The 16,260-nt window shown below is 58.9% G+C and carries 15 protein-coding genes; 8 read left to right on the plus strand and 7 right to left on the minus strand.

Annotated features, from left to right (window positions below):
• Nucleotides 1–245: 245 nt before the first annotated feature.
• Nucleotides 246–2,519, minus strand: coding sequence for a molybdopterin guanine dinucleotide-containing S/N-oxide reductase (locus tag OK409_RS12100; protein WP_033769514.1), 2,274 nt, complete (start codon nucleotides 2,517–2,519; stop codon nucleotides 246–248).
• 190 nt (nucleotides 2,520–2,709) lie between these two features.
• Between OK409_RS12100 and galR the strand changes: the two genes are divergently transcribed.
• A complete protein-coding gene (galR, locus tag OK409_RS12105; protein WP_010251726.1) occupies nucleotides 2,710–3,711 on the plus strand; it encodes an HTH-type transcriptional regulator GalR in 1,002 nt (333 codons plus the stop codon).
• 33 nt (nucleotides 3,712–3,744) lie between these two features.
• Here the strand turns inward: galR and OK409_RS12110 are convergent, their stop codons facing one another.
• A complete protein-coding gene (locus OK409_RS12110; protein WP_264367113.1) occupies nucleotides 3,745–6,135 on the minus strand; it encodes a beta-N-acetylhexosaminidase in 2,391 nt (796 codons plus the stop codon).
• Nucleotides 6,136–6,383: 248 nt separating this feature from the next.
• Here OK409_RS12110 and nrdD point away from each other — a divergent pair, with 248 nt between their 5' ends.
• Nucleotides 6,384–8,522, plus strand: a complete 2,139-nt coding sequence (gene nrdD / locus OK409_RS12115) for an anaerobic ribonucleoside-triphosphate reductase (RefSeq protein WP_111534525.1) — start codon at nucleotides 6,384–6,386, stop codon at nucleotides 8,520–8,522.
• Entirely contained in the window at nucleotides 8,519–8,986 is a 468-nt protein-coding gene (nrdG, locus tag OK409_RS12120; protein WP_022625291.1) for an anaerobic ribonucleoside-triphosphate reductase-activating protein, read from the plus strand. Before nrdD ends, nrdG begins: the two co-directional genes overlap by 4 nt.
• Here nrdG and OK409_RS12125 read toward each other — a convergent pair.
• On the minus strand, nucleotides 8,978–9,613 hold the full coding sequence (locus OK409_RS12125) for an NAD(P)H-binding protein (RefSeq protein ID WP_033759652.1): 636 nt from the start codon (nucleotides 9,611–9,613) through the stop codon (nucleotides 8,978–8,980). The genes nrdG and OK409_RS12125 overlap by 9 nt on opposite strands.
• Before the next feature lie 145 nt (nucleotides 9,614–9,758).
• On the opposite strand from OK409_RS12125, the gene OK409_RS12130 reads away from it, so the two are divergent.
• On the plus strand, nucleotides 9,759–10,280 hold the full coding sequence (locus OK409_RS12130; RefSeq protein ID WP_010251739.1) for a type 1 glutamine amidotransferase domain-containing protein: 522 nt from the start codon (nucleotides 9,759–9,761) through the stop codon (nucleotides 10,278–10,280).
• A gap of 34 nt (nucleotides 10,281–10,314) precedes the next feature.
• Here OK409_RS12130 and OK409_RS12135 read toward each other — a convergent pair whose 3' ends face one another.
• On the minus strand, nucleotides 10,315–10,743 hold the full coding sequence (locus OK409_RS12135; protein ID WP_033759735.1) for a YhbP family protein: 429 nt from the start codon (nucleotides 10,741–10,743) through the stop codon (nucleotides 10,315–10,317).
• A 75-nt stretch (nucleotides 10,744–10,818) separates the two neighbouring features.
• On the opposite strand from OK409_RS12135, the gene OK409_RS12140 reads away from it, so the two are divergent.
• The gene (locus tag OK409_RS12140; protein WP_167433170.1) at nucleotides 10,819–11,112 is read left to right on the plus strand and encodes a GIY-YIG nuclease family protein; all 294 of its coding nucleotides are present in this window, start codon (nucleotides 10,819–10,821) and stop codon (nucleotides 11,110–11,112) included.
• On the opposite strand, the gene OK409_RS12145 is transcribed toward OK409_RS12140, so the two are convergent.
• Together OK409_RS12145 and ubiT are read right to left on the minus strand one after the other, a co-directional pair.
• Nucleotides 11,096–11,602 carry a GNAT family N-acetyltransferase gene (locus tag OK409_RS12145; RefSeq protein WP_010251747.1) on the minus strand — a complete coding sequence of 169 codons (507 nt, stop codon included), beginning with the start codon at nucleotides 11,600–11,602 and terminating at the stop codon, nucleotides 11,096–11,098. The two genes, OK409_RS12140 and OK409_RS12145, sit on opposite strands and share 17 nt — an antisense overlap.
• On the minus strand, nucleotides 11,596–12,120 hold the full coding sequence (ubiT, locus tag OK409_RS12150; RefSeq protein WP_010251750.1) for a ubiquinone anaerobic biosynthesis accessory factor UbiT: 525 nt from the start codon (nucleotides 12,118–12,120) through the stop codon (nucleotides 11,596–11,598). Before ubiT ends, OK409_RS12145 begins: the two co-directional genes overlap by 7 nt.
• Nucleotides 12,121–12,324: 204 nt before the next feature.
• Here ubiT and ubiU point away from each other — a divergent pair, with 204 nt between their 5' ends.
• From ubiU to OK409_RS12165, 3 genes are all read left to right on the plus strand, one after another.
• Nucleotides 12,325–13,320 carry a ubiquinone anaerobic biosynthesis protein UbiU gene (ubiU, locus tag OK409_RS12155; protein ID WP_022625286.1) on the plus strand — a complete coding sequence of 332 codons (996 nt, stop codon included), beginning with the start codon at nucleotides 12,325–12,327 and terminating at the stop codon, nucleotides 13,318–13,320.
• Nucleotides 13,321–13,329: 9 nt separating this feature from the next.
• Entirely contained in the window at nucleotides 13,330–14,208 is an 879-nt protein-coding gene (locus OK409_RS12160; RefSeq protein WP_033759648.1) for a U32 family peptidase, read from the plus strand.
• A 120-nt stretch (nucleotides 14,209–14,328) separates the two neighbouring features.
• Nucleotides 14,329–15,339: a luciferase-like monooxygenase gene (locus OK409_RS12165; RefSeq protein ID WP_010251755.1), complete on the plus strand. Its 1,011-nt coding sequence runs from the start codon at nucleotides 14,329–14,331 to the stop codon at nucleotides 15,337–15,339.
• On the opposite strand, the gene OK409_RS12170 is transcribed toward OK409_RS12165, so the two are convergent.
• Nucleotides 15,340–16,260 carry an AraC family transcriptional regulator gene (locus OK409_RS12170; RefSeq protein WP_264367114.1) on the minus strand — a complete coding sequence of 307 codons (921 nt, stop codon included), beginning with the start codon at nucleotides 16,258–16,260 and terminating at the stop codon, nucleotides 15,340–15,342. It lies immediately after the preceding gene.

The following is a 16,260-nucleotide window of genomic DNA, read 5'->3' on the forward strand; positions in this document are numbered from 1 at the left end:
TGGTGCCAGCAGTTATAAAGAAAGCGCTGGCCGTATAACAGGAAAACTGTGTATCAGTTCGTTATCGGCAGCCGATTTCTGGCAAAAAAAAACCTGCGCATCTGCGCAGGTTGGTGTAATCAAGAAAATCTATTGATGTTCACCCATCAATACCTCTGGGACCCTGAATGTAGCAAGAGGGATCGATCGGCTGCCATCTCTCAAACGCAACAGTTACCGGCAAAATGTAACCAGCCATGAGATCCTTACGCTATTGTGCAATCCTGATGTTTTTTGATTTCCACCAGGCAGCTCATGGCGTTTGGCCCCTGCGTCAGCGACGAGGTGCCGATGTCGAGCGTCAGCACGTTGGGGTTACCCGCGCGATCGTGCGGCTGCCACGCCTTGCCAAAGCCGGGATCAAACCAGGCGCCGGTGGCGATAATCACTACGCCCTGCGTCACGCCATCGGTGATCCGCACGCCCGCCAGCATCACGCCGCGTGCGTTGCTCACCTCTATCTCGTCGCCCTCCACCAGCCCGCGCGCGGCCGCATCCTGCGGATGCATGTAGAGCGTTTCATGTCCGGCGGTTTTATTGCCCTGCACCGTTTCTGTAGCATCCAGCTGACTGTGTAACCGGTCGGAAGGCTGAATCGAGATCATGTGCAGCGGATAGTCGCGGCTGACCGGCGAACCGAGCCACTCCTGGGGTTCACGCCATTCCGGATGGCCGGCGAAATCGTCCAGCTGGTAGTCCGCAATGGTCTGGCTGAAGAGCTCGATTTTGCCGCTGGCAGTTTTAATCGGATTGGCCTGCGGATCGGCACGGAAATCATCCATAAACTGATAGGGTTTGCCCCCTTCGGGGATCTCCACAAAGCCGCGCTGCCAGAACTCCTCAAACGACGGGAAATCGATGCCTTTACGCTGATGCGCCGTCGCACACTGCTGATAAAGATGGGCGATCCACTGCATCTCGTTGCGCCCTTCGGTGAAGGTATCGCGGTAGCCGAGGCGCTCCGCCAGGTCAGCAAAAATATCGAAGTCGTTGCGCGCCTGATGCTGCGGTTTAATCGCCTGATGCATCGCCAGCACAAAGCGGTCACGGGAGGAGCCGCCGATGTCATTGCGCTCCAGCGTGGTGGTCGCGGGCAGTACGATGTCCGCCATCTGCGCGGCGGGTGTCCAGACGATATCCTGCACCACGACCGTATCGGGCCGCTGCCAGCCCTCCACCAGCCGGTTGAGCTGCTGGTGATGATGGAAAGGATTGCCGCCCGCCCAGTGCACCATGTGAATGTCGGGATAGTGCAGGGTTTCGCCCTGAAAGCGGTAAGGCTGGCCGGGATTGAGCAGCATATCGCTGATCCGCGCCACCGGAATCGACAGCCCGGAAGGATTCGGGCCGGTGCTCATCATCGGAGCCGGACCTTCCTGGCGCGGGTTGCCGACGCTGTTCATCGAACCGTGACCAAAGGAGAAACCTGCGCCCGGCAGGCCTGGCTGGCCGAGCATCGACGACAGCGCAATCATCATCCAGTAAGGCTGTTCGCCGCGATGGGCGCGCTGAACGGAATAGGAGCAGGTAATAAAGCTGCGCTTGCCGGTGAGCTGCTGCGCCAGCTGCACAATGCGATCGGCCGGGATGCCGGTGATACGACTGGCCCAGCCGGCGGTTTTCGCCACGCCGTCGGTTTCGCCCAGCAGATAGGCGCGCAGCTGCGGCCAGCCGGTGCAGTGGCTGGCGAGAAACGCTTCGTCAACCGCGCCGCGCTGGGTGATCTCATGACCCAGCGCCAGCATCAGCGCCACGTCGGTGTTGGGGCGAATCGGAATCCACTCGGCGTTAACAAATTCCGGGCAGTCATCCCGCATCGGGCTGATGTTGATCACCGGCGTGCCTTTGGCCGCCAGCTGCATCAGCGCCGGTTTCAGGCTGTGCTGCCCTGCGCCCCCCGAGGCGACCTGGGCGTTTTTCAGCGCCAGCCCACCAAAGGCGACAAAAATTTCGGCATGTTCCACCACCTGCGGCCATTCGGTGACGCGCCCGGTCAGCGGCATGTAGGTGCCAATCACATAGGGCAGGAAGAACTGCGCGGCGCCCCAGCTGTAGTTACCCTGCTGATCAACGCCGCCGCCGCCCTGAAAGTAGAAGCGACGAACCAGAGTGCGGGCGTGGTTGACGCGACCGGCCGATGACCAGCCGTAGGAGCCGTTGAAAATGCCCGATGCGCCATAGCGCTCGCGAATGCGGCGATTCTCCTCCGCCACCAGATCCAGTGCTGTTTCCCAGTCGACGGCAACAAAATCCTCCCGGCCACGCAGCGTACGGTCGCTCTTTTCGCGTGACTTCAGCCACGAGCGCCGCACCATCGGCTGACGAATGCGTTTGTCGGAATAGACCAGTTCAGGAATGGTGTGGATCATCGGTGACGGATCGGCATCGGCGAAGAAAGGTTCGCAGCCAATCAGGCGATCGTTTTCAGTGACGGCGGTAAAGGCGCCCCAGTGCGCCAGATGTGGCACTTTGGTTTTCATCGTTGTTTTTCACGGTAGCCAGGTGGGAGATTGAGCATAGCATGGTGCGACGCCTCAGCAGAAGACGTGCAGCAGTGACCGTTTTTACCCCTTTTTGCGACGACGCTGGCATTCTGTCGGGTTGATGTGTCAGCCCTTTTCCGTAACACTGATGCGATGTGTAAACGTTTTCCCCAAAGCAGGTCAACGCATGGCTACCATAAAGGATGTTGCGCGACTGGCTGGCGTTTCTGTCGCCACAGTCTCCCGTGTAATCAATAATTCTCCCAAAGCCAGCGACAGCTCCCGACAGGCCGTAGGTCAGGCGATGGAGCAGCTTCAGTATCACCCGAATGCCAACGCACGCGCGCTGGCGCAGCAATCGACCGAAACGCTCGGCCTGATTGTCGGTGACGTCTCCGATCCCTTTTTTGGCGCAATGGTTAAAGCCGTGGATGAGGTGGCAGGTGACACCGGTAACTTTTTGCTGATTGGTAACGGTTACCATAATGAGCAAAAAGAGCGGCAGGCGATTGAACAACTGATGCGTCACCGCTGCGCGGCGCTGGTGGTTCACGCCAAGAAAATCCCCGATGCAGAACTGGAAGTGCTGATGAAGCAGGTGCCTGGCATGGTGCTGCTGAACCGGCTGATAAAAGGCTTTGAAAAGCGCTGTATCGCGCTCGACGACCGCTACGGCGCCTGGCTGGCAACCCGTCATCTGATCCAGCTTGGCCACCAGAATATCGCCTTTATCTGCTCGACCCACACTATCTCCGATGCAGAAGATCGCCTGCAAGGTTACTACGATGCGCTGAAAGAACATGGCCTGCCGTGCAGCGATCGGCTGGTCACCTGGGGTGAACCGGATGAAGTGGGCGGTGAGCAGGCGATGACGGAACTGCTGGGTCGCGGCAAGAATTTCACCGCCGTCGCCTGCTACAACGACTCAATGGCCGCCGGCGCGCTGGCGGTGCTGAGCGATAACGGCGTTCGGGTGCCGGAAGAGATGTCGCTGATCGGCTTCGATGATGTGCTGGTTTCGCGCTATGTGCGACCGCGCCTCACCACCATCCGCTATCCGATTGTCACCATGGCGCAGCAGGCGGCCCAGCTGGCGCTGGCGCTGGCCAACAATCAGCCGCTGCCGGAAGTGACCCACATGTTCAGCCCGACCCTGGTGCGCCGCCACTCGGTCAGCGGCCCGGCCTGAGGACGCTATGGCCGGTTTATCCGGCCGCAGCGTTTACTGAAAGGCGCGCAGCAGCGTCTCCAGCGGCCTGACCAGCGCAATCACCGTTTCATCCTGTACCTCTGCGGCGGCATCCAGTGTCGCACGCATCTCCGCCACTTCACTGGCACCAAACGCCTGATTGCGAACGTAAGCATTAACCAGCGCGAGGCCCATGGCGCTCAGCGCCTCGATCTGCTGCACGCTCTGTGCCAGCGGCTTCAGCGTTGCACTGGCGTTAATGATCGGCAGCACCGCGCTGGTGTTAGCCTGCCAGCGCTGCAGCGGCGCGCGAACCGCAGAGGCGGCAGCCGGATTATTACGATTGGCGATTAACACGGCGACCTGCTGCTCCAGCTGACGTACCGCCTCACTCTCTGCGGGCAGTACGTCTGCCAGCCGGTTCAGGGGTTCATGGTAGTCGTAATGGCCCGCCTGAAACTTGAGATGCTGGCGCGTGTAGTATTGCGCCGGTTCCAGCACCTCAGCCAGTACCCGCAGTGGGGCGATGTCATGCCCACTGGCCAGCCGCATCATCTGCTGCTCCGTCTGCGCGTGTTGCAGCGTTCCGACCGACACGCTGCTCCAGCGATCCATCGCCGCCAGCCGCGAATACATCGAGTCGGTATTGGTGACATCCTGTGCCGACCATAACCGCTCGGCCACCACAAAGGCGCGCGGCCACAATTTGGTATCAATAATCTGGCTGTTGATGTTTTCCGCCCACAGCGCCGCCTCGCCACCCAGCAGATTTTGCTGCACCTGCTCAGGTGTGGGCAGCGCGGGCGCGATGCCCACAGGCGGCTGCGCCAGCCGTTGACCGCTGGTGGGATAACGCACGTTGCCTACCTCTGCATAACCTTTGAGGGCGTTCTGTTGCAGCGTAAACACCGGCTGGAACGGCCCCATCCAGCTATCCACGCTAAACCGCACCTGCCGCGTCGAGAGCCAGTTGATCTGACTGACCATCCGGCGGGCTTTGCCATCGAAGTCGATAAAACCGCGCCAGCCTGGTTCTCCCTGTATCAGCGTAAAGCTGCCCTTCACCGGGCTGCCTTTCAGCCGCGGCATGGTGAATGACCAGCTCTGCGCCTGATCGCCTGGCCGCAGACGATCCTGGCCGTTGAGGCCCTGTGGCGTGACCTCATTGCGGTAGTGATAGCTGGCAGGCTGAGGCTGATCAAGGTAGAAACCGGTGGAGAGGATGCCGCGGTAGTTCTCTTTTGCCAGCGCGCTCAGCGCATCCTGGCCCTGCCACGACTGGATCAGAATGCTGCGCGGCAGATCGGGATGGGCAATCTCATCCCAGCCCACCATCTGACGGTGATGGACTTCCAGGATCTTCTCTACCCGCTGATTGAAATATGCCTGAAGCGCATGGGCATCTTTCAGATCGTGATCGCGCATAAACTGCTGGATAGCAGGCGAGTCGTTCCACTGTGTCGGATCCACCTCATCGCCGCCAATGTGCAGCCAGGGATCGGGGAAGATCGCCGCCATCTCACCCACCAGCGTGTCGATCACCTGATAAACCTGTTCGTTGCTGGGATCGAGCAGCGGTTTAAAGACGCCCCAGCCGCGCTCCATCTGCCAGGGGCCGGGTGCGCTAATCAGCTCTGGCATCGCCACCGCCAGCGCGGAAGCATGTCCCGGCATATCCAGCTCCGGCACCACACGCACCCCGCGATCGGTGGCATATTTCACGATCTCCCGCATCTGCTGCTGACTGTAATAGTTGCCATCGCTGGCTTTCTGCTGCAGCTGGGGATAGTGGCTGGAGGCGAAGCGCCAGCCCTGATCGTCAGTAAGATGCCAGTGAAAGACGTTCATCCGCGCGGCGGCGATGCCGTCGATCTGCCGTTTAAGCGTCTCCACCGGCATAAAGTGACGCGCCGTGTCGATCAGCACGCCGCGCCACGGAAAGCGCGGATGATCGTGGATGGTGACGTAAGGAATGGTTGTCCCCTGTGCGCCGTTTTGTATCAGCTGCAGCAGGGTTTCCATGCCGCGCATCGCGCCGAAACGGCTGGGCGCGGTTAACAGGATGCCGTCGCCATCGACCTGCAACTGATAGCTCTCATCGCTATCAGGCAGCGGCTGCGGATCCACCGCCTTCGCAATGACGATGCGGATAGTCGGTGCTGCCACCGGCTGGGTGGCGGGCAACAGCGGCCAGCCGGTCTGATTACTGATTCGCTCCAGCCAGCGCGCTTCAGCACCCGCCAGATGATCGCCGGCGATTTGCAGCGTCAGCTGCGGCGTCAGGATAAGCGTGCCGCCGCTGGCGGGCTGTTCCACCTGTTGCGGCCAGGGCATCAGCGGCAGCGAACTGGCCAGAGCGATCGGGCAGAGGGCCGGGAGCAGGAACAGGAGCAGGAGCAGGAGCAGAGAACGGGGTAACCACATTGGCGGGCATCCTTGTGACGTCAACGTTTTGACAGGGCAGAACGTTGATTAAAGTTGCTGCACGCCAATCCGCCAGTGAATCCTGCAGGAAACCTGAACCAGCACCCGATTTTTTACATCAGCCAGAGTTTACTGCGGGTTGAGGCTTCCTTGTTTCAGGTCAAATCAGATCGCAATAATTCTCAGCAATCACTACATGTAGCGAATAGAATCCTTTCGACCCCTATATGTAGTTTATGGAGAGAAAAATGGCGACGGTGGTAATCAAGCGTGATGGATGCCGGACAGGCTTTGATGCGCAGCGTATTGAGCAGGCCGTGGCGGCGGCGGCACGGGCAGCCGAAGTAGAAGACGCGGCCTGGTGCGCGCAGGTCGCTGAGCGCGTAGCATTGCGGCTGGCCGATTGTCCGGAAGTGGATATCCGTGAAATTCAGTGTGCGGTTGAAGAGACGCTGATGGCGGGTCCTTACCCTCAACTGGCCCGCGCCTACATTGAATACCGCCACGATCGCGATGTCGCCCGCGATCGTCAGAGCCAGTTACATCACGCCATTCGCGGACTGGTCGATCAGACCAATGCGGCGCTGCTGAACGAGAATGCCAACAAAGACAGCAAAGTGATCCCGACGCAGCGCGATCTGCTGGCCGGGATCGTGGCAAAACACTACGCACAGCAGCAGATCCTGCCGCGCGATGTGGTGCTGGCGCACGAGCGCGGCGAGATCCACTATCACGATCTCGACTACTCCCCTTTCTTCCCGATGTTCAACTGCATGCTGATCGATCTGAAAGGCATGCTGACCAACGGTTTCAAAATGGGCAATGCTGAAATCGAGCCGCCTAAATCGATCGCCACCGCCACCGCCGTGACGGCGCAGATCATCGCGCAGGTCGCCAGCCATATTTACGGCGGCACCACCATTAACCGTATTGATGAAGTGCTGGCCCCGTTTGTTGAGCAGAGCTATGCCCGGCATCTGGCGATTGCTGAGCAGTGGCAGATCCCGCAGGCCGAGCAGTATGCGCGCCAGCGTACGGAGAAAGAGTGCTACGACGCCTTTCAGTCGCTGGAGTATGAGGTGAATACTCTGCACACCGCCAACGGCCAGACGCCGTTTGTCACCTTTGGTTTTGGTCTGGGGACGGACTGGGCGGCCCGGCTGATTCAGCAGTCAATTCTGCTTAACCGGCTGGCCGGACTGGGTAAAAATCGCAAGACGGCGGTGTTCCCTAAACTGGTGTTCAGCATTCGCGAAGGCGTCAACCGCCGGGCGGGCGACGTTAATTACGATATCAAACAACTGGCGCTGGAGTGCGCCAGCAAGCGGATGTATCCCGACATCCTCAATTACGATCAGGTGGTTAAAGTCACCGGCTCGTTTAAAACCCCAATGGGCTGCCGTAGTTTCCTTGGCGTTTATGAAGAGAACGGCGAGCAGATTCATGAGGGCCGCAACAATATCGGGGTAATCAGCCTGAACCTGCCGCGCATCGCACTGGAAGCGGGCGGGGATGAAGCGCGCTTCTGGACGCTGCTTGATGCGCGACTGCTGCTGGCTAAGCGGGCGCTGATGACGCGGGTGGCGCGGCTGGAGAAGACCAAAGCGCGCGTGGCGCCCATCCTCTATATGGAAGGCGCCTGTGGCGTTCGGCTGAATGCGGATGATGAAGTCGGTCCTATTTTCCGTAATGGCCGCGCGTCGCTGTCGCTGGGTTATATCGGCCTGCATGAAACCCTGAATGCGCTCAGCGGCGGTCATCAGCATCCTTACGATGACGCGGCCCTGCGCGCCAAAGGGGTAGAGATCATTGCTTACATGCGCGATGCCACCGAGCGCTGGAAAGCAGAAACAGGCTATGGGTTCAGCCTTTACAGCACGCCAAGCGAGAATCTGTGCGACCGCTTCTGCCGTCTTGATGCGGCGCAGTTTGGTCTGGTGCCAGGCGTTACCGACAAGGGCTACTACACCAACAGCTTCCATCTTGACGTTGAGAAGAAGGTCAATCCTTACGACAAAATCGACTTTGAAGCGCCCTATCCGCCGCTGGCGAATGGCGGATTCATCTGTTACGGCGAATACCCGAATGTGCAGCACAACCTCAAGGCGCTGGAGGATGTCTGGGATTACAGCTATGACCGCGTGCCCTATTACGGCACCAATACCCCGATTGATGAGTGTTACGAGTGCGGCTTCAACGGCGAGTTCACCTGTACCAGCCGCGGCTTCACCTGTCCGAATTGCGGCAACCACGATCCGGCGCGCGTCTCCGTCACCCGGCGGGTCTGCGGCTATCTGGGCAGCCCGGATGCGCGGCCCTTTAATGCCGGTAAACAGCAGGAAGTGCAGCGTCGGGTGAAGCATCTGTCTGAAGGACCGCTGGGATGATGCATATCCATCGCTACTATGATGTGGATATCGTTAATGGCCCCGGCACCCGCTGCACGCTGTTTGTCGCTGGTTGCGAACATCAGTGTCGCGGCTGCTACAACCAGAGCACCTGGCGGCTTGATTCCGGCGTGCCCTTTACGCTTGCGATGGAGGAGCAACTGCTGGCGGATTTGCAGGACACCCGCATTCCGCGCCAGGGATTGTCGCTGAGCGGCGGCGATCCGCTGCATCCGCATAACGTGCCGCACATTCGCCGTCTGGTGAAACGGGTGCGACAGACGTGTCCCGGTAAAGATATCTGGCTCTGGACCGGTTACCGGATGCAGGAGCTGAATGCAGCGCAGCGCGCTGTGCTGGTCTATCTCGACGTGCTGATCGATGGCCGTTTTGTCGAAGAGGAGAAGGATGCCACGCTGCAATGGCGCGGCAGCCGTAATCAGATTATCTGGCAGTTACGCTGAGTGGCGCGGGATTTCGCCAGACTCAATGATATTGACGCTCTCACTCCCCGGCGTAAAAGCCTGCTGGTGCAGACAGCGTGCCACGTCGTGCGCGCTGACCGCCCGCCAGTTGCCCGGCAGCAGCGAAAACAGCGGTCCCGCCAGGCTTTCACCCCGGCGCTTCTGCGCGCGATCCCCAAGCAGCAATGAAGGCCGCACCAGCGTCAGGCGCGGCCAGCCCTGATGGCGCAGCGCATTCTCCATTTCGCCTTTGACGCGATTGTACAAAAACGGCGAGTGACGACTGGCTCCGTGCGCGCTGACCACCAGCATCTGCTTCGCCCCCAGACGTAATCCGCTTAACCCGCTGTCCACCACCAGGGTGTAATCAACGTGGATAAAAGCCTGTTTACTGCCCGCCTGCTTACGCGTGGTGCCCAGGCAGCAGAACACCGTGTCCAGCGAGCTTTGCAGCGGCCCGAGTACATCGGTGAGATCGGCCTCAACCGGATTCACCACCTTGTTCATCGCGGGTAGTGGCCGACGGGTTGGCGCGATGATCTCATCGACGCGTGGATCCTCAATCAGTAAGCGCAGCAGATGCGATCCGACTAAGCCGGTGGCACCGGTCAGTAATACGCGATTCATCTCAGATTCATCCTTATTTCACTGCTGACTGGTTAAAAGATAGCTGATCTTAACGGCCTGGCTTGCGTTCTCACTCTCAGCGACCAGGCTTATAGCGTTATCCGGAAAGCGCGTCTCGCGCTCCATATGCTGAAGGAGGAAAAAAATGAGCAAGAAAGTGGCGGTTTTAATTACCGATGAATTTGAAGACTCAGAATTTACCTCACCTGCGGAAGTTTACAAACGCGCTGGTTTTGAGGTGGTTACCATTGAGAAACAAGCCGGTAATGTCGTTAAAGGCAAGAAAGGCGAAGCGGAAGTGACCATCGATCGCAGCATTGATGACGTCAGCCCGGCTGAATTTGACGCCCTGCTCCTGCCTGGCGGTCACTCGCCCGATGCCCTGCGCGGCGACGATCGTTTTGTTGCTTTTACCAAAGAGTTTGTCGCCAGCGGCAAGCCAATTTTTGCCATCTGCCACGGGCCACAGCTGCTGATTAGCGCTAACGGCGTGCGCGGTCGCAAGATGACTACCGTTAAAGCCGTTGCCATTGACCTGATCAATGCCGGTGCCGACTTCCATGATAAGGAAGTGGTAGTAGACGACGATAAGCTGGTCACCAGCCGCACCCCGGCCGATTTACCGGCCTTTAATCGTGAATCCCTGCGCATCCTCGAAGCGCTGTAAGCCGCGACGCCCTTTTCTGCTGAAAAGGGCGTTTCTATTTCTCCCGCTGCCAGGCAATTTTCTTGCCGAATCCCAGCGCATTATCCGTCATCTTCACCTCATCCAGCACAATCTCCCACAGCGGTGCCGACACTTTGCGTGAGACCGGAAAACGTTTCTGGTAAGCGGCTCTGGCGATCTGCTCTGTTGTCTCCTCCAGCCGTTTGACATGGCCACGATACTGCACCCCTTTAATCAGCAGCACACTTCTGGGCTGGCCATTGACGGTGCCCGCAACCTGCGGATTCTGCAGCATTAACTCACCGTGACGGGTATCGGGTTCCGTCATGATCCAGAAGACCATGCGCGTCTCGTCAAAGACGTAGTAGCAATTAGCGCACCACAGTTGATCGTCGGCGGTACAGCAGAGTGAAAGCACATGCTGCTTTCTCAGGTAGCGAACCAGATGGGCGTGATCGGACAAGATAAACTCCTGGCGGTGCACCGGAGAGTGAAGCGCGCTACACTGCCCGGCACCTTTTTTTGGGAAATGATTGCGATGAGTCAGCTGTGGCAACTCTACATCGTCCGTACGGCGAAAGGGAGCCTGTATACCGGTATCACCACGGATGTGGTGCGCCGGGTCGCTCAGCACCAGAGCGGACGCGGCGCCCGCGCGCTGCGCGGCAAAGGGCCGCTGGACCTGGTGTTTCACTGTGACGCGGGCGATCGCGCCAGCGCCTCCAGGCTGGAGTATCAGGTCAAGCAACTGACCCGCCAGCAGAAATTACTGCTGGTGGCGGGCCAGCCCGGCTGTCTGGAGAGCTGGCTGGGTATTACGGCTGGCGATTAAAGGGTTCGGCGTAGTCGATCTGCCCTTCCGCCCCGTCATACGCATTATCGGCCAGACGGTAGACCTGGAACGTTGCCTCTGTACCCGGCCAGCGGCTGCGCAGGCCGTGGCGTGCCGCCGGTTCAAAACCAAAACGGTTGAACAGCGCCGGATCGCCCAGCACCACTACCGCGCTGTAGCCAAATTCATTGAGCGTATCCAGCCCTTCATAGATCAGCTTGCTGGCAATTCCCTGACCGCGCAGCGTCTCATCGACGGCCAGCGGTGCCAGCCCAACCCAGCCGCGATCTTCACCCTGAACGCTGACCGGACTGAATGCGGCATAACCCAGCACCTGTCCCTCGTCATCCGTCGCGACCACGCCTAAGGTCAGCAAGCCATCTTCACGCAGCGCCTGAGTCAGTTCCGCCTCTGCTGAGGTACTGAAGCAGCGTCTGAGCAGCGCGTCGATGCCTGCGGCATCCACGCCAATTTCACTACGAATCAACATGCAGCACCTGCGCGCGCCTGTGCGGCCTTCGCGTCCTGTTTCATGCCGGCGTCGACAAATGCCGCCATCTGCTCAATTGCCGTGCGTAACGCGGTGGGCATAGCCTCGGGTTCAATAGCATCCATTACGTTCTTCACCTCAAGTCCCAGTTCAGTGTCACCTTCAATCACCAGCCGGCGTTGAAAGAACAGCATGTCGGGATCTGCTTTACGTGCTGCCACCAGCAACAGATCATTGGCATTGCCCCGAAACCAGACATCCGCTTCGGACTGTTGCAATACCGCCAGTCGGCCGTCCTGCAGCGTGGTTATCCATTGCAGATTGAGATCGGCAATTTCAATACCCAGCAGGCGACCATCCAGAAAGTCTAACTCACCTTCAGCCAAAGCATGACGAAATTGCCAGTTTAAGAGTTGTTGCAGAAGCAACTTTTTGACCGGGAATGGGGTGAACGCAGCGGGTAACCCTAAGATTTTAGGACCGTTTTTCACACAATGGGCATGTATCCGCTCTAACACTTTCGTCACTCCCTTCAGAAAATTTTACGTATATTGCCATATCCTTTTCTGCGCGCCTCCTCTGAGATCAATAAAAACCGCTGCCATGCAGGTAAAAAAAGCGCCGCCGGGCGGATGAATTTGAATTTCACTGCCCCAAATCAACACGCTGCCCGGACCAGATGCCTAGACTCGACGCCCATCTGCATGTTGAGAGGAATATCTATGGAACTGCTCTGCCCGGCAGGAAACTTACCCGCAGTGCGCACCGCTGTAGAGAATGGCGCTGATGCGGTGTATGTGGGGCTGAAAGATGACACCAATGCCCGTCATTTTGCGGGTCTGAATTTCACCGATAAGAAACTGGCTGAAGCCGCGCGTTATCTTCATCAGCATCGCCGCAAACTGCATGTCGCGATCAACACCTTTGCCCATCCGGATGGCATGGGCCGCTGGCAGCGGGCGATTGATGTGGCGGCGCAAAACGGAGCCGACGCGCTGATCCTGGCGGATATCGCCACGCTGGAGTATGCCGCGACGCGCTATCCCCAGGTTGAACGTCATCTTTCTGTACAGGCTTCGGCGACAAATCTGGAGGCGATTCGCTTTTACCATCGCCACTTCAATCTGCAGCGTGTGGTGCTGCCACGCGTCCTGTCGATTCACCAGGTTAAACAGCTGGCGCGCAGCACACCGGTGCCGCTCGAGGTGTTCGCCTTTGGCAGCCTGTGCATCATGGCGGAAGGCCGCTGCTACCTCTCTTCCTGGCTGACCGGTGAATCACCTAACAGCGCCGGTGCCTGCTCCCCGGCGAAGTTTGTGCGCTGGCAGCAGACGCCGCAGGGCATGGAGTCACGTCTTAATGAAGTGTTAATTGATCGCTACGCCCCGGACGAAAGCGCGGGTTATCCGACACTTTGCAAAGGACGGTATGTGGTTAACGACAAGCGTTATCACGTGCTGGAGGAGCCCACCAGTCTGAACACGCTGGAGCTGCTGCCGGAACTGCTGCGGGCAGGCATCGCCTCGGTGAAAATCGAAGGCCGTCAGCGCAGCCCTGCCTATGTCGCTGACGTGGCGCGCGTCTGGCGTCAGGCAATTGATCGCTGCAAGGCGCAGCCGGAACAGTTTGAAGTCGCACCACAGTGGATGCAGACGCTGGGCGATCTCTCAGAAGGTTCGCAAACCACGCTGGGTGCTTATCACCGTGAATGGCAATAAGGAGTCATGATGCAATATGCCCTTGGGCCGGTGCTCTGGTACTGGCCGACCGATACGCTGGAAGATTTTTACCAGCAGGCTGCCCGCAGTAGCGCGGATATTATCTACCTTGGCGAAGCGGTGTGCAGTAAACGTCGCGCCACGCCCTATGCCCGCTGGATGGCGCTGGCCCGTGAACTCGCGGCCAGCGGCAAACAGGTGGTGCTGAGCACGCTGGCGCTGCTGCAATCGCCCTCTGAGCTGAAAGAGCTGCAGCGTTACGTAGAGAACGGTGAGTTCCTGATTGAAGCCAATGATATCGGCACGGTAAACATGGCCGCTGAGCGTCATCTGCCCTTTGTCGCGGGTCCGACGCTCAATGTTTATAACGCCGACACGCTGCAGCTGCTGGTCAAAGAGGGCATGACGCGCTGGTGCATGCCGGTGGAGATGTCACGTGACTGGCTGCTACAGCTGCTGGAGCAGTGCGAGACGCGGGGTATCCGGCAGCAGTTTGAGGTGGAGGTGCTGGGCTACGGTCATCTGCCGCTGGCGCTCTCAGCGCGCTGCTTCACCGCCCGCTCGGAAAACCGCGCGAAAGATGACTGCGAAACCTGCTGTATCAACTATCCGACAGGCCGGCGCGTCAACTCCCAGGAGGGGCAGCAGGTGTTCGTCCTCAATGGCATTCAGACCATGAGCGGCTACTGCTATAACCTGGGTAACGATCTGGCTGGTATGCATGGCCAGGTCGATTGCATACGGCTCTCGCCGCAGGATGTGACGACGCTGGCAGAGATCGACCGTTTCCGCGCCAATGAAAACGGTCAGGCTCCGCTAATGGTCGCAAAAGGCAGTGATTGTAACGGTTACTGGCGCAAACTGGCGGGCATGACGCTGGCATCCTGAATAAAAGCACATACCGGCTATATTCCTGCTGAGGTTAGCAGTTTTAATATAAGGAATGATGCGTAATACTAAATGGTGCAGGCCTTAACTTAACGCCTGCGCCATACAACGGGAGTAGTCATGTCTGATAAAAAACCTCTTCGCCTGTCCGTGCTGGATCTCGCGCCGATTCCACAGGGCGCGACCGCTCGGGATGCGTTCCATAATTCGCTGGCGCTGGCGCGTCAGGCTGAAAAACTGGGCTATCAACGCTACTGGCTGGCTGAACATCACAACATGACGGGGATTGCCAGCGCAGCCACCTCCGTGCTGATTGGCTATCTGGCGGCGAATACCGAGACTCTGAAGCTGGGCTCCGGCGGCATTATGTTGCCTAACCATGCGCCGCTGGTGATCGCCGAGCAGTTTGGTACGCTGGCCTCTCTCTATCCTGGCCGTATCGATCTCGGTTTAGGTCGCGCGCCAGGTTCTGACCAGCGCACCATGATGGCACTGCGCCGTCATCAGGCCAACATGCACATCGACACGTTCCCCGAGGATGTGGCTGAACTGATTAGCTGGTTCGATGCCGAAGCGGATGCGCAGCCGCCAGTGCAGCCGGTACCCGGTCTGGGCCTGCAGATTCCGGTCTGGCTGCTCGGCTCCAGTCTCTACAGCGCACAGCTTTCAGCAAAAATGGGCCTGCCGTTTGCGTTTGCCTCCCATTTTGCCCCTGACCAGCTGTTCCAGGCGCTGCACGTCTACCGCGAAAACTTCCAGCCATCGGCGCGTCTCGACAAGCCTTATGCCATGGTCTGCATTAACGTGATCGCCGCAGACAGTGAGCGTGATGCGCGCTTCCTGTTTACCTCGCAGCAGCAGCAGTTTATTAACCTGCGTCGCGGCAAACCGGGCCCGTTACCGGCACCGGTTGAAAACATGGATAATCTCTGGTCGCCCTCAGAACAGTATGGTGTACAGCAGGCGCTCAGCATGTCGCTGGTCGGCGATACGGACAAAGTGCGTCATGGGCTGGCCTCGCTGATGCGTGAAACCCAGGCGGATGAAATTATGGTCAATGGCCAGATTTTTGATTCCGAAGCGCGCCTGCGCTCCTTCGCCATTGCGATGGAAGCGGCTAACAGCCTGTAATCAGTTCTGCGGTGGGCGCAATCTGTCCGGGCTCACCGCCAGCTGACGACTATCCCTGGCCGGAGATTGCCCATAAAGGCGGCGATACTCCCGGCTGAACTGCGACGCGCTCTGATACCCCACCCGATAGCCTGCCGTACCGGCATCCAGCTTTTCTACCATCATCAAACGTCGCGCCTCATTCAGCCGCAGTTGTTTCTGGTATTGCATCGGCGTCATGGCCGTAACGGCTTTGAAGTGATGATGCAGCGAAGAGATGCTCATGCCGACACTGCTGGCGAGCCGATCGATCTTCAGTGGCTGATGAAAATTTTCCCGCAGCCAGCGGGCAGCCTGCGCGACCCGGTTGCCCGGCCGCTCAGCCAGCGCCATATTCAGGATGCGCGAACCTTCCGGCCCGGTCAGCAGCCGGTAGAAAATCTCCTGCTCAATGAGCGGGGCCAGCGCATCAATGTCCTCAGGATGGTCAAGCAGGCGTACCAGCCGGATAACCGCATCCACCAGCAAAGGTGAGACCTTATGCACGGTGACGCCGCGTTCACTGTCTGGTGTCACCAGCGGCAGCGTCGGGGGAAACTGTTCGAGGTAGCGCATCAGCCGGGATTCATTGATGGCAATACCAATCCCCAGATTGGGTTTTTCCGGCGTGGCGACGGTGACGCAGGCGCGCACCGGCATATCCAGCGTCACCAGCAGCAGATCGCCCGGACCATAGTGCAGCACCTCATCACCGATATGCAGCGCCTTACCGCCCTGTGCCACCAGGGCAAAACTGGCCCATTGAGCAAAGTGCATTGGCTCAGTCGGTGCTGAAACCCGGCCAAAAAACAGGCAATCTATGGCGCTGGAATGCCGCCCATCCTCCGGAGCATGACGGGCAATTAGCTGCGCCAGCCCCTGCCACTTCTCACTCTCTGTCAC

It is taken from the genome of Pantoea sp. RG18, assembly GCF_025910075.1.
Lineage (GTDB): Bacteria > Pseudomonadota > Gammaproteobacteria > Enterobacterales > Enterobacteriaceae > Pantoea > Pantoea agglomerans.